The organism is Candidatus Poriferisocius sp., from assembly GCF_965214065.1.
GTDB lineage: Bacteria > Actinomycetota > Acidimicrobiia > Acidimicrobiales > Bin134 > Poriferisocius.
Genome location: NZ_CBDCAT010000028.1, coordinates 1,182,708 through 1,205,238 on the forward strand (window position 1 = coordinate 1,182,708; position 22,531 = coordinate 1,205,238).

The window sequence follows — 22,531 nt, forward strand, 5'->3', positions numbered from 1 at the left end:
CTACGATCCTGTCAATGGCAAGGCCGCGCACCCCCAGGGGCCGGGCAAGGCGAACACACCGGCTGCTGGCCGAGGAGTATCCCGTGGCAGTCTGCGAGCTGGACCACGAGACCCCGTTCCAGCTGCTGGTGGCCACCATTTTGTCGGCCCAGTGCACCGACAAGCGGGTGAACATGGTCACCCCCGATCTCTTCACGGCCTATCCCACCCCAGAGGAGCTGGCAGAAGCGCCCCTGACCCATGTGGAGGAGCTGATCCGGTCCACCGGCTTTTTCGCTACCAAAGCCCGCAACATCGTGGGCATGGCCCAAGACCTGGTGAATCACTTCAACAGCGAGGTGCCGGGCAAGATGTCAGATTTGGTGAGCCTGCCGGGGGTGGGCCGAAAGACTGCCAACGTGGTGCGGAGCGTGGCGCTAGGTCTGCCCGGTCTGCCAGTGGACACCCACGTGTCCCGTATCACCGGCCTGCTGGGCATAACCGAGCACACCGACCCGGTGAAGATCGAGATGGAGCTGAACCCCATGGTGCCCGCCGCCGAGCGGGGCGAGTTCTCCCTGCGCCTCATCCTCCACGGCCGCCGAGTGTGCATTGCCCGCCGCCCCCGTTGCCACGAGTGCGTGCTAGCGAGCTTCTGCCCCTCTGCTGGCCAGTGATGGCAGAGTGCTAGACCACTAGGGTGTCTTATCGCACTGGCAATTGTGGAAAACAGGAGAAGCCCAACAATGCAGGCAGCACGATTGGTTGAAGGAAACCTGAGCATCTTGGACGTTCCGGCACCCGAGCCGGGGTTCGAAGAGGCGCTGATTCGCATCAGTTCCACCGGAGTTTGCCACTCCGACCTCCACCTGGCCCGAGGCGACTGGGCGGGGGTGTCGGGCATCGAGGTGCTGGGCCATGAGGCCATCGGTGTGGTCGAGGCCCTGGGGCCGGGAGCAGAGCGCTACAGCCAGGTTGGCGACCGGGTGATCCTCGGGCTGGGGGGCACTGGGGGCGGCTTCTGGTGTGGTGCGTGCGAGTTCTGTCTGCGGGGGGAGCCCCGGCACTGCCCGCAGACCGAGGGGATCATGGGCACCTTTGCCGAGCAATTCTGCGTGTGGGCCAAGTCGCTGGTGGTGTTGCCCGAATCGGTGGGAGACGAGGAGGCCGCGCTGGCCTGCGGGGGGCTTACCGCCTATGGGGCGGTGAAGAAGCTGTTCCGCCATCAGGTGCCCCCCGGCCGCTATGTGGCCATCATCGGCGCTGCCGGCGGGCTGGGCCACTACGCCGTCCAGATCGCCAAAGCGCTGGGCTACAAGGTGGTCGGCGTCGACGTCGGGGCCGACCGGCTCGGGTTTGTGGAGTCGCTCGGGGCCGACATAGTGGTGAGTGCCGACGACGCCATCGAGGCCGTGCAAGAGGAGATCGGCGGCGTGGACGCCAGCATCGTGTTCTCCGCGGCCATGGCCGGCTTCACTCTCGGCTTCAGGCTGCTGCGGCCCAAGGGGTTGTTCGTGGCTGTGGGGCTGCCCCCGACCAGCGAGGGCAATATCGAGCTGAACCCGTTCGAGTTCTTCATGAGGGATGCCACCCTCATCTACTCCGCAGTCGGCACCGTGCAGGACATGCGCGAGCTGGTCGACATGGCGGCTGCCGGACAGGTCACCACGCACGTCGGGCGCACCGGTGCTCTGTCGGAGCTCGACGACATCTTCGAGGAGCTCCAGTCCGGCAAGTACGTAGGCCGGGCGGTAATCGACGACCTGGCCAGTTAGCGCTGCCCAGCCCGCAGAGTTATGAGCCCTCGGCGAGGGCGGGCATGACCTTGTTCACCACCAATTCCAGCGTCTCCCAGCCGATAGCGGGATCGATGCCGCCGCACAGCGGATGCAGGGTGGCCGCCCCCTTGGTGCGGACCAGCTCAACGCATTGGTCGGGGGTAAGCACCTCGAATTGGCCGGAAGCCTTGAGGTCGGCAATGTCTTCGGCCTCCACGTGCCAGCCGGAGCGCTGATCGGGGTATTGCCAGCTGGCGTAGGCCGCAGCGTCGTACAGCATGTTGGGGCCGATCTTGGCCCACAGCGCATCGGGATCCTCGGTCACCAACACCAACCCCGGACCGTCGGGGGCCATGGCGAACGCCCCCTCGAATCCGATCCCGGCAGCTTCGGCGTAGTACAGGTCCACTAGCTCTTGGTCGCCGATGGGCGGCATGTAGGGCAGCCGCAGCCGGGCGGCCCGCTTGGCCGACGCCGGCACCGAGCCGCCCACCATCACAAGGGGGTGGGGCTGGGTCACCGGTTTGGGGGTCACCCACACTGTGCGGCCCTCGTACTCGAACGGCTCCCCGGTCCAGGCCTGCTGCATTACCTTGATGGCCTCTTCGGTGTCGCGGCCTCGCCGGGTGCGGTCTTTGCCGAACATCTCGAACTCGAACTCCCGGTAGCCCAGGCCGGCGATGACGATGAACCGCCCCGGCGCCAGCAAGTCGATGGTGGCGATGTCCTCGGCCAGCCGAAGGGGATCGTGATAGGGCACCAACAAGGCCGACAGCGTGCACATCATGTTGTCGGTCGACCCCAAGATGGCCGCCGATATGGCCAGCGGCGCCGACATGAATCCATCCTCGGTGCCGTGGTGCTCGCTGGTGATGGCTCCGGCAAAGCCTCGGGTGTCGGCCCACTTCACCATTTCCAGCATGGCGCGGTACTGATCGCCGTGGGTCACCTCGGTGAATGGAGGGGTCCGCAGATCGAAGCGCAGATTGAACATTTCTTCTCCCGGTCAGGTCAATGGGTATGGGTAGGTTTACAGACTTCGGGTCAAGCGGTCGAGACGGCGGGTCGCTCCCCGCAAACCTCGCTCCACTTCGTACAGCTCAAACGACACGTCCTCCCGGTCGGTGCCCTCGTAGCGGCGGGCCACCTCCGACACCCGCTCCACCAGATCACGTATCACGCTGCTCAGCGAGCTGAGCTCTGCCCCGTCCGCCGCTATCGCCCTGTCATCCACGGGAAGGTTCTACCGCAAAACTGCGTGGCGCATTTCGGCGATAAGCGATGCTAGCAATACTGATAGCATCAAGTGATAGCGACAACACGCACCACGTTTACTCTTGACGAAGAGTTGGCCGAGCAGGCTCGCAAGCTCGAGATCAACATGTCGGCGGCGGCTCGCGAGGGTGTGTTGGCGGCGGTGAGGCGTGCATTGGGGGAGGCTGACCGAGCGGCTTATCTGCGACACCCGGAAGAACCGGATGACTTCTGGGATGAGGCTCAGGCATGGGGCGACTGGGATGGGCTCGAACCAGGGAGTGATGGGTGAACCGCGGCGAAGTGTGGTGGTCTGAGATCGGCGGCAAGCGCCGTCCGGTAGTAATTCTCACCCGACCGGAGGTTGTCGACGTGCGAGAGTTGGTTACCGTCGCCGAGCTGGCTACCACGATTCGAGGGCTTGCCGTCGAAGTGCGGGTTGATGAGCACGAGACCGGTGTCTCCCAGGCGTCGGTGGTGAACTGCGATGGGTTGTACACCGTGCGGCGCTCCACGCTTTCGAACCGTGTCGGCAAGCTGAACGACCTGACAATGCGGCACATCTGCCAATCGGTGACATTCGCCCTCGGCTGTTAGCGGCAAACCCTTCGTTGGCGGGTCACCTGGGCTTGTAGTTTCGGGGGTCGTGCTAGACCGAGTGGACCTGCGGGGCGTGGCCGACATCTCTGGCCGTCTGCCCCGGCCTGAGCCCGTTTCTGAGGGCTCGGTGGCCGCGGTCCGCGAGATCGTTGAAACGGTGCGAGCTGACGGCGACATCGCGCTGGCCCGCTACACCAAGCAATTCGACGGTGTCGTGCCCCCTAGTTGGCAGGTTTCCCCTACTGAAGTGACCGCCGCCCGAGATTGCATCGAGCCCTCGCTGCGGGCTGCTTTGGAAGCAGCGGCCGGCTCCGTCGCCGAGTTCCACCGGGGCCAAGCTACGAAAGAGCAGTCCCACAACCGCCAGGGAATCGCCATCCGGAGTTGGGACCAGCCGGTGGGCCGGGCTGGCTGTTACGTGCCCGGAGGGAGGGCCGCCTACCCCTCCACCGTGCTGATGACCGCGCTGCCGGCTCGGGCCGCCGGAGTGGACCAGGTGGTGCTGTGCGTTCCCCCTGGCCCCGAAGGCCGAGTGGCCGATGTCACCCTGGCCGCGGCGGCCATAGCCGGAGTCGACGAGGTATACGCAGTGGGCGGCGCGCAAGCTATTGCCGCCATGGCCTACGGCACCGAGTCAATTGGGGCGGTGGACGTGATCGTGGGACCGGGCAACGTGTACGTGGCTATCGCCAAACAGCTGGTGACCGGGACCGTCGGGGTTCCGGCGTCATTTGCCGGACCTTCGGAAGTGGTGGTGGTGGCCGACGGCACCATTCCGGCCGAATATGCCGCCATCGACCTCATCGTGCAGGCCGAACACGGTCCTGATGGCCTGGCCTGGCTCGTTACCTGGGATCCCGACGCCGCCGACTCGATAGAGAAGGCAGTGGGCGAGCTTCTGGCGACAGCGGCACGAAGCGACGACATCGCGGCCACGTTCAGCCGCAGCGGCCACATCGTGTTGGTTGACGGGCCCGAGGCTGCGGCCGAAGTGGTCAACTTCATCGCTCCCGAGCACCTGCAAGTGATGACTGAGGTGCCAGAAGCGGTCATCGGCCGAGTGCGAAACGCCGGGGCCATATTCCGCGGCCCGCTGGCTCCGGCATCGATCGGCGACTATGTGGCCGGACCGTCCCATGTACTGCCCACCAACGGAACCGCCCGATTCGCCGGCGCGCTAGGCATACGGGACTTCGTAAAACCTATGCACGAGATATCGGTGGCGCCCGAGGGCCTGGCCGCGCTCGGCCCTCATGTGGCAGCCATCGCCGATGCCGAGGGTTTGGATGCCCATGCCCAATCGGTCCGCCTGCGAGGAATTGAAGAAAAGGTCTATGAAGGAATTGACGATGAATAACCCCGACCGCCTACCGGTGAGACAGAACGTGGCCATGATGTCCGGCTACCACTCGCCGCAACTCGACGTGACCGTGCGGCTCAACACCAACGAGTCACCGGTGCCCCCACCCGACGGCTGGGTGCAGGCGTTGCGGGCGGCCCAGTCCGGGATCGACTGGAACCGCTACCCCGACCGGGCTGCCCACGAGTTGCGAGCCGCCCTGGCCAAACACGAAAGAGTGGCTCCCGAGCAGGTGTTCGCGGCCAACGGTTCCAACGAGGTGCTCCAGTGTTTGATGCTTGCCTTCGGAGGCCCCGGCCGGTCGGCGTTGACCTTCGAACCCACCTACGCGCTTCACTCCCACATCTCCCGACTGGCCGCCACTGAGGTGGTCGTCGGGGACCGGCGCGACGATTTCTCGCTGGACACCGACTACGCCTCGGCCATGGTGGCCCAGCACCGTCCCGCCGTCACCTTTCTGTGCTCGCCGAACAATCCCACTGGCATGGTAGAGCCACCGCAATTGGTGGAGCGGCTGCTGGCCGACGTCTCGGCTCTGCCCGGACTTTTGCTGATGGACGAGGCTTACGGCCAATTTGATCCCCACACCGCAGTGGACCTGATCGACGACGGCCGCCATCTGGCCGTGGCTCGGACCTACTCCAAGACGTGGTCGATGGCTGCGGCCCGACTGGGGTATCTCGTCGCCCCTTCGTGGGTGGTGGCCGAGCTGGACAAGGTGACGCTGCCCTACCACTTGGACACGTTCAAGCAGATTGCCGGTCGCCTGGCGTTGGAATACGAAGACGAGATGAACGACCGAGTGGCCATGCTCGTAGCCGAACGAGAGCGGATGGCCGCGAACCTCGACCAACTCCCGGTTCATCACTGGCCCTCGGGAGCCAACTTCATCTTGCTCCGCCCTGATTCCGGCGACGGCGACGGAGTCTGGCAGGGTCTCGTGGATCGGTCGGTGCTCGTGCGAAACTGTTCTTCTTGGCCACGGCTCGCCGGTTGTCTTCGGGTCACCGTGGGTTCGCCGGCTGAGAACGACGCGTTCTTGTCTGCCTTGAGCGAGGTGCTGACATGACAACCCCATCCCGTACCGCCACTGCATCTCGGAGCACCGCCGAGACCACCATCGACATCGCCATCGATATCGATGGCGACGGTAACGGCGCCGCGGCCACCGGGCTGCCGTTCTTCGACCACATGCTGAGCCAACTTGGTCGCCACGGTGGTTTCGAGCTGCGAGTAGACGCCACCGGCGATTTGGAGATCGACGCCCACCACACCGTGGAGGACGTCGGCATCCTGCTGGGCTCATGCTTCGCCGAGGCGCTGGGCGATAAGGCGGGGGTCAGGCGGTTCGCCTCGATCGCGGTCCCATTGGATGAGGCCATGGTGGAGGCGGTGGTCGACCTCTCAGGCCGGCCGTTCCTCCACTACGACGTGAACCCGCCGGGACAGAAGATCCTGGGCGACCCGCCGTTCGATCCACAGCTTTGCGAGGAATTCTGGCGGGCGTTCACCACCTCTGCCGCGTTGACACTGCACATCACGCTGGTGAGAGGACGAAACACTCACCACATCATCGAGGCCAGCTTCAAGGCGGTAGCCCGGGCGCTGCGCGATGCCGTCCGGGTGGAGGGAACCGGCATACCTTCCACCAAAGGGATTCTGTGAGCCGACCGCTCATCGCGGTGTTGGACTACGGCATTGGCAACCTCCGCTCGGCCCAGAAAAGCCTGGAGCGCATGGGGGCCGACGCCCGGCTGACAGCCGACCCCGGATTGATCGCCGACGCTGCCGGAGTGGTACTTCCCGGGGTGGGAGCGTTCGGACCGTGCATGGCCGCACTCAAAGAAACCGGCCTCGACGAACAGGCTCGTGCTGCCGCGGCTGGCGGTCGACCGTTTCTGGGCATCTGCATCGGCTTGCAGCTTCTCTACGACGGCTCCGAAGAAGCCCCAGGCATAGCTGGCCTGGGTATTTTTCCCGGCACCGTGCGTCTGCTCCCCGGCAACGTAAAGCGGCCGCAGATGCAGTGGAACCGCTTGGAAGTGCGAACTCCCGATCCCATGCTGGAGGACCTGGATGATGCGTGGGTGTACTTCGTCCACTCCTATGCCGCTCCGATGGCTGACAATGTGGCGGCCACGTGCAACTACGGCGGCCCGGTGGCCGCGGTGGTGGCCGACGACAACGTGTGGGCCACTCAATTCCACCCAGAGAAATCGGCCCGTCCCGGCCTACGGCTGCTGGAGAATTTCGTGAATCAGACCCGAACCGCACCAACAAGGGGTTGAGATGCAGTTCTTTCCGGCCATAGATCTGCGCGGCGGTCGCTGCGTGCGGCTTTATCAGGGTTCCTACGACGCCGAGACGGCCTACAGCGACGACCCGGTGGACCAGGCCCGGCAATTCGCCGCCTCTGGAGCTCCGTGGCTGCACGTGGTGGATTTGGACGCGGCCCGCACCGGCGAGCCAGTCAATCTGGCGATAATCGCCGCCATTGCCGCGTGCGTGGATGTTCCGGTGCAGACGGGGGGCGGGGTCCGCAGTCTCGATGCCGCCGCCGCGCTGGCCGACGCCGGGGTGGCCCGGGTGGTGATCGGTACCGCCGCGGTGGAAAATCCGGGGTTGGTTGAGCAGGTGGCCGCTCGCCAGCCCGTAGCGGTGGGGTTGGACGCCCGAGGCCAGGAGGTGGCCACTCACGGATGGGAGAGAGGCGGCGGTAAGGATTTGCTGGCGTTGGCGGCCCATTTCGAGTCGTCAGGGGCCGAGGCGGCGGTGGTTACTGAAATCAGCCGGGACGGAACCATGAGCGGGCCTGACACCGAAGGCTTGGCCGCCGTTCTGGCCACCACTGGGCTGGCGGTGATCGCTTCGGGCGGTGTGGCGGAATTGAGCGACTTAACCGCATTGGCCGCAATTACGAGCGGCAACCGGCGGTTAGCCGGGGTGATTGTGGGTCGGGCGCTGTACGAGGGCCGCTTCACTGTGGAACAGGCGCTGGGGAAACTGGACCAATGAATGCGCCGCCAACTGTGCCCAGCAATGCCCGAGTCATACCCTGCTTAGACGTCGACGCGGGCCGGGTGGTCAAGGGGGTCAACTTCGTGGACCTCACCGATGCCGGCGATCCGGTGGAACTGGCCTCCCGCTACGACCAGCAAGGGGCCGACGAGGTGGTGTTCTTGGATATCACGGCATCGTCAGACCGTCGGGAGACCACGGTGGAATTGGTACACCGCACCGCGGAGGAGGTGTTCATACCGTTCACTATCGGCGGGGGCATCCGCACTGTGGGCGACGCCCGCCTCCTTTTGCGGGCTGGGGCTGACAAGGTTTCGGTGAACACCGCGGCGGTGAACCGGCCCGAACTGGTGGCCGAGATCGCCGACGAGTTTGGCAGCCAATGTGCTGTCGCCTCCATCGATGCCCGTCGCACACACGGGGGCCCCTTCCGCTTCGAAGTGTTCACCCACGGGGGACGAACTCCTACCGGGGTCGACGCCATCGACTACGCCATTCGGGTGACTGAGCTGGGCGCGGGGGAGATCCTGCTCACCTCCATGGACCGCGACGGCACCCGCGACGGCTTCGACTTGGAGCTGACCCGGGCGGTGGTCGAGGTGGTAAACGTGCCGGTGATCGCCAGCGGGGGAGTGGGTACCCTGGACCACCTGGTGGAGGGTGTGCTTGAGGGCCGGGCCGACGCCGTGCTGGCCGCCTCCATCTTCCACTTCGGCGAGCACACCGTGGCCGAGGCCAAGTCCCACATGGCCGCCACCGGTATTCCCATCCGCCCCGTCGACGCCTGAACAGCAGCCCCGCTGGACTAGAGAGCAGACAAGAAGCTGTCGATAAGGGCGTTGAGCTTGTCGGTGCGACCCACCAGGAAGTGGTCAGCACCGCTGATAGGGTGGATCTCTGCGTTGGTCCAGTCAGCGATGGCAACTTGGGCCTGGTCAGGGGGGTTGAACTGGTCTCGTTCGGGTATGGCCAGCCACTTGGGACGGGGATCGGGGGCAGCCTTGAACCGCTCGTCGCCCAGCACCCGCAGCGGGGGGGCTACGAGGAACCATCCGGCCAACTCGGGGGCATCGCAGGTCAAAGCCAGGTCGGCCCCGAACGACCACCCGGCCAGCACCAGTGGGCACTGGGCATCGCCGGATTGGGCCAGGGAATCAACCGCGGCCCGCACGTCGAGTTGCTCTCCCTCGCCGAAGTCGTGCTCTCCTTCAGAGCGGCCCACGCCTCGGAAGTTGAACCTCAGCACCGCACAGTCAGAGCCAATCAGGTGGGCAAACAGGGTCGATACCACCAGGGAGTGCATGTTCCCCCCATGCTGGGGGTGAGGGTGGGCGACAACCACCTTGGCCCGATGCTTGAGGGGCACTGCCCACTGGGCCTCCAGGCTCAGGCCGTCAGCAGTGGTCAACGTGGTGGGGGTCGGCGCGAAATCGTCTGGCATATGTCGGACACGGTAGCGTTATCACCCCATGGCCAAGGCAGCAAGCTCCAGTAGCAAGGTCGCGCCCGAGGACAAGCTCCCCATCAAGATGCTGAACGATCGCATCTTGGTGCAGCTCGATGCCCCCGAGGGGGAGCGGCGATCCACCGGCGGCATTCTCATCCCGGCTACAGCCCAAGTTGGCAAGCGACTGGCCTGGGCCGAAGCCATTGCGGTGGGGCCCAACGTACGCACCGTCGAGTCCGGCGATCAGGTGCTGTTCAACCCCGAAGACCGCTACGAGGTGGAGGTGCGGGGCGCCGACTATCTCATCTTGCGCGAGCGGGACATCCACGCGGTGGCTGCCCCCCGCCTCGACGAGGGTAGTACCGGGCTGTACCTCTGACCCTCATCCCGTATGGGAAGCATTGCCGCCAAATGGCTCTTTGCCGAGCGGAGTCTGATCCTACGATGGAGATATGCCGGCAACGACGCCTATAGAAGTTGCGCCTGGGGCGCTGGACGAGGTGGTTTTCAACGATGACGGGCTGGTTCCCGCCATTGTGCAGGACCAAGAAGGCGGACGGGTTCTGATGATGGCGTGGATGAATCGGGAGTCGCTGGAGCGCACGCTGGAGACCGGGCGCACCTGGTTCTGGAGCCGGTCGCGCCAGGAGTACTGGTGCAAGGGAGAGTCCTCGGGCGATCGCCAGTACGTGCGGGAGGCGTATTATGACTGCGATGGCGACACCCTGCTGTTCACCGTGGAGCAGGAGGGCGGGGGGGCGTGCCATACCGGGGAGTATTCCTGCTTCTTCCGGTCGTTCGACGAGCCGGTAACCCCTCCTTCGCCGTGACCCGACCGGCAATCAGCCCCGATCGTCGCGAATTCCACCGACTGGCCGCCGAGTGGACGGTGGTTCCGGTGTGGCGGGAGCTGGTGGCAGACCTCACCACCCCGGTGGCCGCTTTCGTGCGAACTGTGGGTCGAGAGCCTGGATTCCTGCTGGAATCAGTGGATCACGGCGAGCGCTGGAGCCGGTTCTCATTCATCGGGCGCAGGCCCCTGGGTACGCTGGTTGCCCGCGGCCGCCAAGTGGCTGCCAGCGGGCAGTTTCCCGAGGGAACCCCATTTGATCAGGGGATTCTGGCCGCGGTGGAGCACATCTTGTCGCGGTGGCGCTCCCCGGCAATCGACGAGCTGCCCCCGCTGCACGGGGGACTGATGGGCTATTTGGGCTACGACGTTGTGAGGGAAGTGGAGCACCTGCCCAACGTGCCCGACGACGATCAGGGGCTGCCTGACGCGGTGTTGTCGGTGATAGGGGAGCTATCCGTGTTCGACCACTGGCGACAGCGGGTGACACTGATCGAGAATGTCATCATCCCCCCCGGCGCCTCATCGGCCGAAATCGATGACGCCTACGACCGAGCGGTGGCTGCCCTTGACCAACTGGCCGCTGATGGGGCCCATCCAGTGGCAGAGCCGCTGTTGGAGCCCCCAGAGGAAGAAGAGGAACTACCCGAGGTGGTGTCAAGCATGGGCTCGCAGAGCTTCTGCGACGCGGTGGAAGCGGCCAAAGAGCACATCTTGGCCGGAGAGATCTTCCAAGTGGTGCTGGCTCAGCGCTACGACTTCGACCTGCAAGCCGAGCCCTTTGACGTGTACCGCTCGCTGCGCCAAGTCAATCCCAGCCCCTACATGTATTTCGTGCGTCTCCCCGAGTTGTCGCTGGTGGGCTGCTCTCCCGAGCCGATGGTGCAATTGCTCGACGGGCGGGTCATCTCCCGCCCCATTGCCGGTACCCGCCGCCGGGGCCGCACCGACGCCGAAGAGCGCCGCATGGCCGCCGAGCTGTCGGAGCACCCCAAGGAGATCGCCGAGCACATCATGCTCTTGGACTTGGCCCGCAACGATGTCGGCCGGGTGGTGACCTTCGGCACCGAGACGGTGGACGAGATGATGACCTTGGAGCGCTACAGCCACGTCATGCACCTGACCTCGCAAGTGTCCGGTGATCTGGCCCCCGGCCGCACCCCGGTAGACGTGTTGCGGGCCACTCTGCCCGCGGGCACGGTGTCGGGAGCACCCAAGGTGCGGGCCATGGAGATCATCGACGACTTGGAACCGGTAAAGCGCGGCCCTTACGCGGGGGTGGTCGGCTACCTGGACTTCTCGGGGAACATCGACACTGCCATCGCCATCCGCACCATGGTCATCCAGGGAGAGCGGGCCTCGGTGCAGGCCGGGGCAGGCATCGTGGCCGACAGCATCCCCGAACAGGAGGCCCTGGAGTGCCGCAACAAGGCCCGAGCACTCTTGTTGGCCGTACCCGCCGCCCGGCGGATGAGTCGAAGCCGCGAGACATGAGCAGCACCGTAGATCTGTCGACAGCAGTGGGGGCTTGCCCCACCGATCGGGGTGTGCTGGCGGTTGCCGGGCCCGACGCCGAAGACTTCTTGCAGGGCCAGCTCAGCCAAGATGTCGCGAGGTTGGCCGAAGGCCAGTCGGCCTGGTCGCTGATCCTGCAACCCCAAGGGCGTGTCGACGCTTTGGTCCGAGTCACCCGCAAAGGGGCCTATGGGTTCATCCTCGACACCGACGGTCCGCTGGATCAGGTCATTGCACGGCTGAAGCGCTTCATGTTGCGCACCGATGTGACCTTGGAGCCGCTGGACTGGCTGTGCGTCGCAGTGCGCGGCCCGGGCGCCGCAGAGGCAGCCGTGACCGGGGAGATCGTCGGACCGGTTCCCACCGGCGGGGTCGACGTCCTCGGCCCGGAGCCGCTGGTGTCGGCCGATGTGCCCCACGTCGACGCCGAAACCCTGGAAGCCCACCGGATCAGGGCGGGATTCCCCCGTATGGGCGTCGACATCGATGATCGCACCATTCCCGCAGAGGCGGAGGTGGTGGATTTCACGGTGAGCTTCACCAAGGGGTGCTTCACCGGACAGGAATTGGTCGCCCGCATGGATTCCCGGGACAGCATCGCTCCCCGGTACCTGCGGTTGCTGACCTTCCAAGGCCGAGCCGACCTGACCGGAGGCGACCAAATCACCAGCGCAGACGGTGCCGTCGTCGGCACCGTCACCAGCGCGGCCTGGGATGGATCCACCGGATCCACCGTGGCCTTGGGGTACATCAAGCGCGCCGTGGAGATGCCCGCCGAGGTGAACGTGGCCGGGGGGCGAGCCTGGGCATCGGCCGTTACCCGCTGATCGGGCACAGAACCCATCTATTACAGAACCCATCTATTGAGGAATTGACCCGGTAGTTTTGGAATCAGTGTTCATCAAGATCTGCGGCATCACCACCGCCGACGACGCCCTGCTGGCCACCGCCTTGGGTGCCGACGCGGTGGGATTCATCTTGGCTCCGTCACGCCGTCAGATCGTCCCACCCCGGGTGGGGGAGATCGTCCGCCGCCTGCCACCAGACGTCCTCACCGTAGGGGTGTTCCGAGACGAAGCCCCCCATCGAGTGATCGAGATCGTCAACCGCTGCGGTCTCAAAGCCGCCCAGCTGTCTGGCCGGGAGAGCATGGAGGAGACTCGCCTGATTCGAGAGAGCGTCCCCGCGGTGATCAAGGCCTTCCCCGGTGGCAGCCCAGCCCTGTCGGTGGCTGACCGGTATGGCGCAGACATAGTGATGGTGGACTCCGACACTCCCGGATCTGGGCAGGTGTTCGACTGGTCATTGGCCGAAGGAGCCCCCGGCGGTATCCGACTGCTTATGGCTGGCGGGCTGACCTCTGAGAATGTGGCTACGGCCATCGCCAAGGTCCAGCCCTGGGGGGTGGATGTGGCCACCGGGGTGGAGATGTCGCCGGGGCGCAAGGATCCGGCCAGGTTGCGGGCCTTCATCAACGCCGTTCGAGGGACCGAGCCGGCTCGCTCCGAGCCGGTCGAACAGGAGCCGGACGAAGACGCTCCCTATGACTGGGAGGAGGAGCTGTTGCCGTGACCATGACAGAGCCAGTCAGCGGGCGGTTCGGGGACTTCGGCGGGCGGTTCGTCCCCGAGACCCTGGTGCCGGCCTGCGAGGAACTGGAGGCGGCCTTCCGCTCCGCTTGGGCCGATGGGGAGTTCCGAGGAGAGCTGAACCGGCTGCTGTCCGACTACGCCGGCCGTCCGTCGCCGCTCACCGATTGCCATCGCCTGTCCGAAGAAATGGGGCTGCGCCTACTGCTGAAGCGGGAGGACCTCAATCACACCGGCTCCCACAAGATAAACAACGTGTTAGGACAGGCCCTTTTGGCCGTGCGCATGGGCAAGACCCGGCTGGTGGCCGAGACGGGAGCCGGCCAGCATGGTGTCGCCACCGCCACCGCCGCGGCCCTGCTGGGCTTGGATTGCGTGGTGTACATGGGCGAGGTGGACATGGAGCGCCAGGCCCTCAACGTGTTTCGCATGCAGTTGCTGGGCGCCGAAGTGCGTTCGGCGCTTTCGGGAAGTCGCACGCTGAAGGACGCCATCAACGAAGCGATGCGTGACTGGGTGGCCACCGTGGAGAGCTCCCATTACTGCCTCGGCTCGGTAATGGGCCCTCATCCCTATCCCTGGATGGTGAGGGAGCTGCACCGGGTGATCGGTGACGAAGCCCGCGAGCAGTGCCATCGGCTGCTGGGAACCGATCCCGACGTGGTCACCGCCTGCGTGGGTGGCGGCAGCAACGCAATTGGCATTTTCAGCGGATTCGTGGACGGCGATGCTGCGCTGGTGGGGGTGGAGCCAGCCGGGGGAGCGGCCATCGCCCGCGGCGTTCCCGGCGTTGTCCACGGCTCCAAGTCGTTCTTGATGCAAGACGAGCACGGTCAGGTGCTCGAGGCTGAATCGATCTCTGCGGGGCTCGACTATCCCGGCATCGGACCCGAGCACTCCCATCTGGCAGCAATCGGACGGGCTCGCTACGAGACGGTAAACGACGACGAGGTGGTAGCCGCCTTCGAGCTGATGTCGCGTACCGAGGGGATCATCCCCGCACTGGAGCCAGCCCATGCCCTGGCCTGGGTGTCGCGGGCTCGCCAGGAGTTGGCCGGTCAGTCGGTGCTGTTGAACCTCAGCGGGCGGGGCGACAAAGACGTGGACCAGATGATGGGCCGCCTAGTAGTCGACGGCAGGCGAACTGAGTGAGCACCGACCCTGGCCCCTTGGAGGTTGCCCTGCGAAACCGCCGCTTCCAGGGCGGCAAGGCGCTGGTTCCCTATCTGACCGGGGGGCTGGGCGACTGGCAGGGTGCGCTGGCTGCGGCAGCCGACGCAGGGGCCGATGCAGTGGAAGTGGGCATTCCGTTCTCTGACCCGGTTATGGACGGCCCGGTCATCCAGCAGGCCAACGACCGGGCGCTGGCCGACGGGGTCACCCCACTAGGTGTGCTAAATGCCCTGGGCCGACTCGACGTGGGCATCCCGCTGGCCGTGATGACCTATTACAACATCGCCTTCCGGTTCGGGCTGGAACGGTTCGCCTCTGTTCTTGCCGAGCAGGGAGTGGCTGCGGCCATCCTGCCCGATCTCCCTTTAGAGGAGGCGGGGCCGTGGACCGAGGCCGCCGACGCGGCCGGAGTGGAGACCGTGCTGTTAACCGCGCCCACCGCCTCTGACGAGCGGCTGGCTCGGATCTGCACCCGGACCCGGGGATTCGTCTACGGCGTGGGGCTTTTGGGGGTGACCGGCGTGCGCGACGAGTTGGCGGAATCGGCGGTGGTCATGGCCAAGAGGCTCAAGCAGATGACCGACGTGCCCGTACTCGTTGGTGTGGGCGTGGGTACCCCCGAGCAGGCCCAGGAAGTGTGCCAAGCAGCTGACGGTGCGGTGGTGGGCTCCGCGGTGGTGCGCCGGATGCTGGATGACGGGGGTCCGATGGCTGTGGGCGAGTTGATCGGAAGGTTCCGCCGAGCTCTGGATTCAAGCTGAGCTTTCCACGCTCGAACTTGGCATTTTTCCCATGTGGGCTGCTTGACTCTTGGAACTTTGTGTAAGAAGCCAACTGAATTACACTTTGGTAATTCACAATTCAGGAGGACACCATGAACAAGTCAGAGTTGGTCAGTGCCATCAGCGAGCGCACCGGCGAGACCAAGAGCTCCGTGGAAGCTGTGCTCAACAGCCTGGAGACCGTTGTCACAGAGCAGGTGATCCTGGGCAACAAGGTAGCGATCACCGGTTTTGTTTCCTTCGAGCAGACATCGAGGGGTGCCCGCACCGGCCGCAACCCCCGCACGGGCGAAACCATTCAGATCGCTGCAGCCAGGGGCTGCAAAGTCAGCGCCGGGGCCCGGCTGAAGGCAGCAGTCAAGGGAACCTGATCCGCATTTGTCGGCTAAGTTTCCCCCATGGCTGATTGGCTGTTATCTCCCGGTGATCCTGTGCCAGCATTCTCCCTGAAAGATCAATACGGCAATGACGTGTCGCTGGACGACTTTGCCGGTCAGAGGCTGGCGCTCTTCTTCTATCCGAAGGCGCTGACCCCGGGTTGAACCACCCAGGCAATCGGCGTGCGTGACATCGCCGTAGAACGTGGAATCGCCGCGGTGGGCATCAGTGGAGACAAGCCCGACCGCCAGAAGCGGTTCGATGAGAAGTACGATCTCGGCTACACCCTGCTGTCGGATCCCGACCATGAGGCCGCCGAGGCTTTCGGCGTGTGGCGGGAGAAGAAAATGTACGGCAAGACCTACTGGGGTGTCGTCCGCTCGGCCTTCTTGGTGGGGGCCGACAGTCGTCTAGAGCACACCTGGTACAAGATCAGCCCCAAAAGCACCGCCGCCAACCTAGCTGCGGTGCTGCCCGAGGAATAGCGGAACAAGAGCGTCTTCTATGAGGCCTCCGGTCGAGGTTCTCCCGCACCGCCCTCCATTCCTGTTCTTGGACGAGGTCACCTCTATGGTGGCCGGAGAGCAGGCAGAGGGTTACTGGCAGCTCACGGGCGACGAACCGTTCTTTGCCGGACACTTTCCAGGTCGACCCACCCTCCCCGGAGTGTTGATGACCGAGGCCATCGCCCAGCTTGGGGCCTACATCGTGCTTCACGACTACCGATTCGCTGACAAACTGCCCCTGTTCGGCGGCCTCGACGGTGCCCGCTTCCGCCGCCAGGTCAACCCCGGTGATCGCTTGGACCTCCAAGTGGAGATGACCCGGCTATCGGCCAGAGGAGGACGGGGGGCGGGAAAGGCATCGGTGAACGGAGAGCTGGCCTGCCATTGCGAGTTGCTGTTCGTGGTGGTCGACGCCAGCTGATCGACGTCGCCCCGCAGTAGCCGGCTATTCGGGTGGGGGACCGATGACGATGGATCCGTTGTGGCCGCCGAAGCCGAAGGAATTGGACAGCGACGGGCCGGGAGTCCACGGGGCCGGTACTCCGGCCACGATCTGAATGGGGGCCATGTCGGGATCAGGGGTCTCGTATCCATAGGTGGGTGGAACAAGGCCGTGCTCCATGGCCAACAGAACAGCCGCTGCCTCGATCGCGCCCGCCGCGCCCAAGGCGTGGCCAGTCACCCCCTTGGTTGAGGTGACCAGAGGCCCCGGAGTGCCGAATACCTTTTGGATGGCCTCGGCCTCGGCGGCGTCATTCAGCGGGGTGGAGGTGCCGTGGGCGTTGATGTGAACAACGTCTCCAGGGTCCAGCCCAGCATCGGCCAAGGCCAGCTCCATGCATCGCACCGCACCAGCTCCTCCCGGCGCCGGGGCGGTGATGTGGTAAGCGTCGGCCGTACTGGCCCCGCCCAAAACCTCGCCCAAAATGACCGCTCCCCGGCTTTGGGCCGTCTCCATCTCCTCCAGCACCAACACTGCCGCTCCCTCAGCTTGGATGAATCCGTCGCGTTCCAAATCGAAGGGGCGGCTGATGTGGCAGCTGGAGACTGCTGTCATGTTCTTGAAGGTGGCCTCGCCTGTTATGGAGTTGGACGCCTCGCTGCCGCCGGCAATGACTGCGTCGCAGCGATTGGAGCGGATCAGCATGGCAGCGTTAGCAATCGACTGGGTGCCCGCAGCGCAAGCGGTGACCGTGTTCTCACACGGCCCGGAGTAGCCATAGCGCATGGAGATAGCCGCCGACGCGGCGTTGGCCATCAGCATTGGCACCAGAAATGGCGACACCCGGCGCTCACCCCGCTCAATGCGGACTTGGATTTGATCCTCCAGTGTCCGAAGGCCGCCCACGCCCGTTCCCACCCACACACCGATCCGGTCCGGGTCGGCGCTGAGCTCGCCCGACTGCTCCAGCGCCTCTGCGGTTGCGGCCAGGGCCATTTGGGCGAAGCGGTCGGTGCGGCGAGCTTCTTTGGGGCTGTCGAAGTGGGGTAAGGGGTCGAAGTGGTCCATCACCCGTCGACCCTCGGCGGGGGCTTCCAAGAGCCCCTGCCAGAAGGCGTCGCGCCCGAGGCCGGGCCAAGCCAAGACACCGATGCCGGTTACCGCGACCCGGCGCGGAGCAGTCATCGGACGATGCTCCTCAGCCGGGGGTCGGTACTTGTCCGGTCAGATGGCTGCGAGGTCATCCCAGCTTGACGGTTACCAAGTCGAATGCTTGGCCCACAGTCTGGATGCCCTCAAGCTCTTCTTCGTCTATGGCGATGTCGAATTCCTCTTCGAGCGCCATGACTAACTCGACCAAGTCGAGGCTGTCCGAGTCCAAGTCATCGGCGAAGCTGGCCTCAGGTGTGACCTGGCCAGCCTCCACCGAAAGCACCTCCACGGTGCAGTTCTGGAAACGGGTGAAGTTGTCGTCGCTCACGCTGATTCTTCTCCTATTCGTGGACTTGAAGTCCTTGGATGGGTTCGATCGTGTGATTTACGGGCACTCATCCTCCCATGCCCAGGCCCCCGTCTACCGGAATTACCGCTCCGGTGACATATCCGGCAGCGTCAGAGGCCAAGAATGAAATGGTGGCAGCTACTTCGGATGGCTCGCCCAATCGTCCGAGCGGAACCGCGTCGATGATGGCCGAGCGGCGCTCTTCGTCCAACTCGTTGAGCATGTCGGTGCCCACAGGGCCGGGCGCCACCACATTGACGGTGATGTTCCGGCTGGCCAGTTCCTTGGCCAGCGATCGGCCTAGCCCGACTAGCCCGGCTTTGGAGGCGGCATAGTTGGCCTGGCCAGCCTGTCCCATGATGCCCACCACCGACGATACGAACACGATGCGCCCCCAGCGGTTGCGCATCATCGACCGGGCCGCCCTCTTGGCCACCCGGTAGCCCGCAGTCAGGTTGGCGTCGATCACGTCGGTGAAGTCGTTCTCGCTCATACGCATCACCAACTTGTCCCGCGTAATGCCCGCATTCGACACGAGCACCTCCACTGGTCCCAGGTTCTCTTCGATTTCTGCGAAGGCGACGTCGATCTGGCCCTCGTCTGTCACATCGCAGTGAACGCCCAATAGATCGACCTGGCCGTTTGTCGATGGAGGCTCGCTGCGATAGGTCACGGCCACCCGGTGGCCGTGTTCGGCGAGCTCCGTGGCTGTGGCCAACCCGATGCCCCGGTTCCCTCCGGTAACCAGGACAACCCTGGATGTGCTCACTTGCCCCAGCGTAGCAGCGCGGCGGCCACGCTCATGCCCGCACCGAAACCCACTAGCAGCACCAAGTCGCCATCTCGGATACTGCCCTTGGAGACAGCGGAGTCCATGGCCAGGGGAATGGACGCAGAGGAGGTGTTGCCGGTGGTGTCGAGCACGGTGGCCGCCTTCTCCAGGGGGATGCCCAGGCGTTTCATAGCACTCTCGATGATCCGGAAATTGGCCTGGTGGGGGACCACTGCGTCCACTTCCGCCGCTTTCAGCCCGGCATCGGCCAGCACTCGCTGACTGGCTGCCACCATGACCCGCACCGCTTGGCGGAAAACCTCCTTGCCGTCCATGCGGATGAAGAGATCGCTGAAATCGCACGTCAGCAGATCGGCGAAGCGACCTTCGGAGCCCATGTAGGTGCTAAGCACGCCCCGGTCTTCGCTGCTGGCTGGCTCCATCACCACCGCCCCGGCCCCGTCGCCGAACAAAATAGCGGTGGTGCGGTCATCCCAGTCGGTGAAACGGCTAAGCGTGTCCACCCCTACCACCAGCACCCGTTTCATCCCGGCGGTGATCTGGGATTGGGCCAACGAGACGCCGTAGGTAAAGCCCGAGCAGGCCGCGTTCAGGTCAAAGGCGCCGCATGTTGCTCCTAGCTCGTTCTGGATGCGGTTGGACACAGCAGGGAACACCTGGTCGGGGGTGCAGGTGGAGCAGATGATCAGGTCGAGATCAGTGGCGTCTATCTCGGCTTCTTTCAGGGCGGTCCGGGCCGCTTGGGCGCCCAGTTCCAGGCAACTGCCTCCGATCCGGCGCTCGTGGATGCCGGTCCGTTCCACGATCCACTCGTCGCTGGTATCGAGGGTTTTGGCCAAGTCGTGATTGGTCACCACATTGTGGCCGGCCGCAGTTCCCAGGCCGGTGATTGCCGCTCTCGTCATCAGCCCGTTCTCCTCATTGCGTCCGCAGCCAGGCGATGGGCTGACTGGCGGTGACCCGCTCGCCGCCCACGGCCAAGAAACCCATGATCACTCCGGCCCAGGGAGTGCGCACCTCGGTATCGCCCACATGGCCCAAGAGCTGTCCGGCGGGCACCCCGGTGCCCATCAAATTGTCCTCGGTTGGTTGGAAGACGCCGACTTCAGGGCTCACCACCAATCGCTCGGTGGCAAACAGAGCCTCGCCCTCCAGCGGGCCCGCCGCGGCCACCGGGGGGCCGGCCAGTGCCTCGAGTACCGCGTCGATGTCGGCCGGGGCGTTGACCTTGAGCGACTGGCAGTCTTTGGCGGTTCGCTTCACCGTTCCAGTAAGCACCGCGCCCGGCCCCAGCTCCACAAACGTGGTGTAGCCAGCGTCGCACATATTGTGTACCGACTGGCGCCAGCGCACCGGGCTGGTCAGCTGCGAGCTCAGCAGGTCAATCCAGCTGTGGGCTCCGGTGTGGGCGGTAGCGTCCACGTTGGCGTACACCGGGTGGTCGGGCACTCGGAACTCGGTCTTGTCCACTGCCTTGCTGAGTCGGTCGCGGGCCGACGCCATGAATGGGGTGTGGAAGGCGCCACCCACTGGCAGCGCCATAACCCGCTTGGCGCCGAGCTCCTTGGCGATTGCCTCGGCCTTCTCCACCATTGCGGGGGACCCAGCAATCACTACCTGTCCGGGAGCATTGTAGTTCGCCACCCACACGTTGCCGTCGGCCTGATCACAGGCCTGTTCCACCAAGTCGTCGTCGAGGCCCATGACCGCGGCCATGGTGCCGTCTTGCTCTTCGGCGGCCACCTGCATGGCCTCGCCCCGCTCTGACACCAGCCGGACCCCGTCAAAGAAGTCCACCACCCCAGCTGCCACCAGAGCCGAGTACTCGCCCAGACTGTGGCCGGCGTGGCCCGCGGTCTCGATACCCACCCGGGTAACAGCATCTAGAGCGATCATCGAGACCGTGAACGTGGCGAGCTGCGAGTTGCGGGTGTGGCGCAGCTCGTTGTCATCAGCGTCGAGCAACAGCCGACCCACATCTCGCCCCGCTGCCTCAGAGGCCTCAGCTACCAACTCCCACGAGGGATGGTCAACCCAGGCCGAACCCATGCCGGCCTTTTGGGACCCCTGGCCGGGATAGGTGAAACAGATCATCAGGTGTCAGACCTCTCAGACGACAGCGGGGTTTCAACACTCTAGGAGAGACGGGGCCACTGGCACGGTATCTGGCGAGCTTCCCCGCCATCGCGCTGGATAGACTGCCCTTTCCCCAGCCAGCACGCTGGCCACCCGCCCGGGTGGTGGAATTGGTAGACGCGCCGGACTCAAAATCCGGTTCCCGCAAGGGAGTGAGGGTTCGAGTCCCTCCCCGGGCACTGGACATCGGAGATCCAGGCCCGCATTTCGTCGGGACTCACCCCGAGGTGTGACCCGCCGGGAAGACGCCCACGTGGAGGTGATCGTGGTGAACCTCGTTGGTGAAGCTATGCGCGACCGCGTCGTCGAACAGCCACGGACTTCCGAACTCCCTGACGTCGTCGCGCGACACCAGCCACTCTGCTAGCGCATAGATCGATGACGTCACGTCATGCGAGTCGATGACCAGCTCCGAGTCCACTTCGTGGATGTCGACTGCCCTACCCACTGTGTGATTGCTTAACCTGTCCGTTCCGAACACGTTGTGCGGGTGTCCCGTTTTCAACACGATGACGGAGTAGGGGGTTCGCTCGGCGATGTCGAGCATCGCCTCGAGCAGCGCTTGATCGGTATACCCGGAGTAGATGTCCCAGACCGCCGTATCGGGGAGATCGATTCGGGAATCGTCGACCACTGAGGCGGCGAGGGGCGAGAGGTCCGCAGGCCGAGCGACCGGCTGACCTCCGGCCGAAGCGAGTTCCTCGAACTCCCATGCACCCGATGCGCCCCTCACGAGGCGCACGTCCATCGTCCGGGTCTCGGCTCGCTCGGCATCCGCTGTGCCCTCCCCACCCAGCTCCTGGTGGACCACAACCATTATCGAGATCCGGTCGTCAAGGTGACCACCGAGTTGGGCGTACTCGATCGTGCCGCGTGACCACATCCCGGGGTTATGCACGGTCGCCGCCTCTCTCGCGAGCGCATCGGCGCGAGCGGGATCGGCTGTCATGCCCGCCGTCAGTTCAATCACCGATGAGTCCGGGCCGTAGTTCGTTATCTGGTAGGCCACCTCGGCGCCGAGCCGCTTGGCGTCGGCCTGCACCTCATTGGGCGAAAGCTCAAACCGGTCCGACAACGGAGTAGGTGTTGCTGGCGCCGCGGACACGTTCTCTACCGGTTCGGCCGTCGGTGTGCCCTCGTCGGCGGAAGGAACCCCGCTGTCCGCGACTTCGACCTCCGTGCCGATGTCCCCTTCGACCTCCGCGTCGATGTCCACGCCGTTCGTCTCGTCTGGTGCTGGCCCGTCGACCGCCCCGTCACCGTCGACGGGAGTGGCTGGAGGATCACTGTCGACGAGAACGGCAGGCGCATCATCGTCTGCCGTGATCACCCTTTCGTACACCAACAGGACGGAGCCCGCGAAGAACAACGCAGCACCAACCAGAGCTAGCGATTGCCGAAAGGTGGAAAAATTCTTCATCGTCCTTGCC

29 protein-coding genes and 1 tRNA gene are annotated in these 22,531 nt (G+C 64.9%); 21 read left to right on the plus strand and 9 right to left on the minus strand.

The window, feature by feature from the left end; genetic code table 11:
* Positions 1 to 14 precede the first annotated feature (14 nt).
* Complete coding sequence (gene nth, locus ACOOGG_RS16900) at positions 15 to 656, plus strand: endonuclease III (RefSeq protein WP_420437181.1); 642 nt, start codon at positions 15 to 17, stop codon at positions 654 to 656.
* A 69-nt stretch (positions 657 to 725) separates the two neighbouring features.
* A complete protein-coding gene (locus ACOOGG_RS16905; RefSeq protein ID WP_420437183.1) occupies positions 726 to 1,754 on the plus strand; it encodes a zinc-binding dehydrogenase in 1,029 nt (342 codons plus the stop codon).
* Positions 1,755 to 1,773: 19 nt separating this feature from the next.
* Here ACOOGG_RS16905 and ACOOGG_RS16910 read toward each other — a convergent pair whose 3' ends face one another.
* Positions 1,774 to 2,751 (minus strand): LLM class flavin-dependent oxidoreductase, encoded by a 978-nt coding sequence (locus tag ACOOGG_RS16910; protein ID WP_420437185.1) that lies wholly within the window; start codon positions 2,749 to 2,751, stop codon positions 1,774 to 1,776.
* A gap of 36 nt (positions 2,752 to 2,787) precedes the next feature.
* Positions 2,788 to 2,991 (minus strand): hypothetical protein, encoded by a 204-nt coding sequence (locus ACOOGG_RS16915; RefSeq protein WP_420437187.1) that lies wholly within the window; start codon positions 2,989 to 2,991, stop codon positions 2,788 to 2,790.
* A 72-nt stretch (positions 2,992 to 3,063) separates the two neighbouring features.
* Between ACOOGG_RS16915 and ACOOGG_RS16920 the strand changes: the two genes are divergently transcribed.
* The 8 genes from ACOOGG_RS16920 to hisF are packed head-to-tail and all read left to right on the plus strand — an operon-like array spanning position 3,064 to position 8,777.
* Positions 3,064 to 3,303 carry a type II toxin-antitoxin system CcdA family antitoxin gene (locus tag ACOOGG_RS16920; protein ID WP_420437189.1) on the plus strand — a complete coding sequence of 80 codons (240 nt, stop codon included), beginning with the start codon at positions 3,064 to 3,066 and terminating at the stop codon, positions 3,301 to 3,303.
* Positions 3,300 to 3,608, plus strand: coding sequence for a type II toxin-antitoxin system PemK/MazF family toxin (locus ACOOGG_RS16925; protein ID WP_420437191.1), 309 nt, complete (start codon positions 3,300 to 3,302; stop codon positions 3,606 to 3,608). Before ACOOGG_RS16920 ends, ACOOGG_RS16925 begins: the two co-directional genes overlap by 4 nt.
* 49 nt (positions 3,609 to 3,657) lie before the next feature.
* Positions 3,658 to 4,968, plus strand: coding sequence for a histidinol dehydrogenase (gene hisD / locus ACOOGG_RS16930; protein WP_420437193.1), 1,311 nt, complete (start codon positions 3,658 to 3,660; stop codon positions 4,966 to 4,968).
* Complete coding sequence (hisC, locus tag ACOOGG_RS16935; protein ID WP_420437195.1) at positions 4,961 to 6,040, plus strand: histidinol-phosphate transaminase; 1,080 nt, start codon at positions 4,961 to 4,963, stop codon at positions 6,038 to 6,040. The genes hisD and hisC overlap by 8 nt, the downstream gene beginning before the upstream one ends.
* On the plus strand, positions 6,037 to 6,636 hold the full coding sequence (gene hisB / locus ACOOGG_RS16940; RefSeq protein ID WP_420437197.1) for an imidazoleglycerol-phosphate dehydratase HisB: 600 nt from the start codon (positions 6,037 to 6,039) through the stop codon (positions 6,634 to 6,636). The genes hisC and hisB overlap by 4 nt, the downstream gene beginning before the upstream one ends.
* Entirely contained in the window at positions 6,633 to 7,259 is a 627-nt protein-coding gene (gene hisH / locus ACOOGG_RS16945) for an imidazole glycerol phosphate synthase subunit HisH (RefSeq protein ID WP_420437199.1), read from the plus strand. Before hisB ends, hisH begins: the two co-directional genes overlap by 4 nt.
* A 1-nt stretch (position 7,260) precedes the next feature.
* Positions 7,261 to 7,986, plus strand: coding sequence for a 1-(5-phosphoribosyl)-5-[(5-phosphoribosylamino)methylideneamino]imidazole-4-carboxamide isomerase (gene hisA / locus ACOOGG_RS16950; protein WP_420437201.1), 726 nt, complete (start codon positions 7,261 to 7,263; stop codon positions 7,984 to 7,986).
* Positions 7,983 to 8,777, plus strand: a complete 795-nt coding sequence (gene hisF / locus ACOOGG_RS16955; protein WP_420437203.1) for an imidazole glycerol phosphate synthase subunit HisF — start codon at positions 7,983 to 7,985, stop codon at positions 8,775 to 8,777. Before hisA ends, hisF begins: the two co-directional genes overlap by 4 nt.
* Before the next feature lie 17 nt (positions 8,778 to 8,794).
* Here the strand turns inward: hisF and ACOOGG_RS16960 are convergent, their stop codons facing one another.
* A complete protein-coding gene (locus ACOOGG_RS16960) occupies positions 8,795 to 9,430 on the minus strand; it encodes an alpha/beta hydrolase (protein ID WP_420437205.1) in 636 nt (211 codons plus the stop codon).
* Between the two features lie 28 nt (positions 9,431 to 9,458).
* Here ACOOGG_RS16960 and ACOOGG_RS16965 point away from each other — a divergent pair, with 28 nt between their 5' ends.
* From ACOOGG_RS16965 to fabZ, 10 genes are all read left to right on the plus strand, one after another.
* A complete protein-coding gene (locus tag ACOOGG_RS16965) occupies positions 9,459 to 9,815 on the plus strand; it encodes a GroES family chaperonin (protein ID WP_420437207.1) in 357 nt (118 codons plus the stop codon).
* Positions 9,816 to 9,888: 73 nt separating this feature from the next.
* Positions 9,889 to 10,266 carry a phosphoribosyl-AMP cyclohydrolase gene (gene hisI, locus ACOOGG_RS16970; RefSeq protein ID WP_420437209.1) on the plus strand — a complete coding sequence of 126 codons (378 nt, stop codon included), beginning with the start codon at positions 9,889 to 9,891 and terminating at the stop codon, positions 10,264 to 10,266.
* On the plus strand, positions 10,263 to 11,780 hold the full coding sequence (gene trpE, locus ACOOGG_RS16975) for an anthranilate synthase component I (protein WP_420437211.1): 1,518 nt from the start codon (positions 10,263 to 10,265) through the stop codon (positions 11,778 to 11,780). The genes hisI and trpE overlap by 4 nt, the downstream gene beginning before the upstream one ends.
* A complete protein-coding gene (locus ACOOGG_RS16980; protein ID WP_420437213.1) occupies positions 11,777 to 12,628 on the plus strand; it encodes a YgfZ/GcvT domain-containing protein in 852 nt (283 codons plus the stop codon). Before trpE ends, ACOOGG_RS16980 begins: the two co-directional genes overlap by 4 nt.
* A gap of 67 nt (positions 12,629 to 12,695) precedes the next feature.
* Positions 12,696 to 13,373 carry a phosphoribosylanthranilate isomerase gene (locus ACOOGG_RS16985; RefSeq protein WP_420437215.1) on the plus strand — a complete coding sequence of 226 codons (678 nt, stop codon included), beginning with the start codon at positions 12,696 to 12,698 and terminating at the stop codon, positions 13,371 to 13,373.
* Between the two features lie 2 nt (positions 13,374 to 13,375).
* Positions 13,376 to 14,542: a tryptophan synthase subunit beta gene (gene trpB, locus ACOOGG_RS16990; RefSeq protein WP_420437637.1), complete on the plus strand. Its 1,167-nt coding sequence runs from the start codon at positions 13,376 to 13,378 to the stop codon at positions 14,540 to 14,542.
* A complete protein-coding gene (gene trpA, locus ACOOGG_RS16995; protein WP_420437217.1) occupies positions 14,539 to 15,324 on the plus strand; it encodes a tryptophan synthase subunit alpha in 786 nt (261 codons plus the stop codon). Before trpB ends, trpA begins: the two co-directional genes overlap by 4 nt.
* 113 nt (positions 15,325 to 15,437) lie before the next feature.
* Positions 15,438 to 15,716 (plus strand): HU family DNA-binding protein, encoded by a 279-nt coding sequence (locus tag ACOOGG_RS17000; RefSeq protein WP_420437219.1) that lies wholly within the window; start codon positions 15,438 to 15,440, stop codon positions 15,714 to 15,716.
* A gap of 27 nt (positions 15,717 to 15,743) precedes the next feature.
* A complete protein-coding gene (gene bcp, locus ACOOGG_RS17005) occupies positions 15,744 to 16,208 on the plus strand; it encodes a thioredoxin-dependent thiol peroxidase (RefSeq protein ID WP_420437221.1) in 465 nt (154 codons plus the stop codon).
* A 19-nt stretch (positions 16,209 to 16,227) separates the two neighbouring features.
* Entirely contained in the window at positions 16,228 to 16,650 is a 423-nt protein-coding gene (gene fabZ / locus ACOOGG_RS17010) for a 3-hydroxyacyl-ACP dehydratase FabZ (protein ID WP_420437223.1), read from the plus strand.
* A 24-nt stretch (positions 16,651 to 16,674) separates the two neighbouring features.
* Here fabZ and ACOOGG_RS17015 read toward each other — a convergent pair whose 3' ends face one another.
* The 5 genes from ACOOGG_RS17015 to fabD all read right to left on the minus strand — a co-directional run bounded on the left by ACOOGG_RS17015 (position 16,675) and on the right by fabD (position 21,059).
* A complete protein-coding gene (locus tag ACOOGG_RS17015; protein ID WP_420437225.1) occupies positions 16,675 to 17,856 on the minus strand; it encodes a beta-ketoacyl-[acyl-carrier-protein] synthase family protein in 1,182 nt (393 codons plus the stop codon).
* Between the two features lie 55 nt (positions 17,857 to 17,911).
* A complete protein-coding gene (gene acpP / locus ACOOGG_RS17020; RefSeq protein ID WP_420437227.1) occupies positions 17,912 to 18,151 on the minus strand; it encodes an acyl carrier protein in 240 nt (79 codons plus the stop codon).
* Between the two features lie 67 nt (positions 18,152 to 18,218).
* Positions 18,219 to 18,941, minus strand: a complete 723-nt coding sequence (gene fabG, locus ACOOGG_RS17025; RefSeq protein WP_420437229.1) for a 3-oxoacyl-ACP reductase FabG — start codon at positions 18,939 to 18,941, stop codon at positions 18,219 to 18,221.
* The gene (locus ACOOGG_RS17030; RefSeq protein WP_420437231.1) at positions 18,938 to 19,870 is read right to left on the minus strand and encodes a beta-ketoacyl-ACP synthase III; all 933 of its coding nucleotides are present in this window, start codon (positions 19,868 to 19,870) and stop codon (positions 18,938 to 18,940) included. The genes fabG and ACOOGG_RS17030 overlap by 4 nt, the downstream gene beginning before the upstream one ends.
* 13 nt (positions 19,871 to 19,883) lie before the next feature.
* A complete protein-coding gene (gene fabD / locus ACOOGG_RS17035; protein ID WP_420437233.1) occupies positions 19,884 to 21,059 on the minus strand; it encodes an ACP S-malonyltransferase in 1,176 nt (391 codons plus the stop codon).
* Between the two features lie 137 nt (positions 21,060 to 21,196).
* Here fabD and ACOOGG_RS17040 point away from each other — a divergent pair.
* A tRNA-Leu gene (locus tag ACOOGG_RS17040) sits at positions 21,197 to 21,280 on the plus strand.
* Between the two features lie 38 nt (positions 21,281 to 21,318).
* On the opposite strand, the gene ACOOGG_RS17045 is transcribed toward ACOOGG_RS17040, so the two are convergent.
* Positions 21,319 to 22,431, minus strand: a complete 1,113-nt coding sequence (locus ACOOGG_RS17045) for a hypothetical protein (protein ID WP_420437235.1) — start codon at positions 22,429 to 22,431, stop codon at positions 21,319 to 21,321.
* Positions 22,432 to 22,531 lie beyond the last annotated feature (100 nt).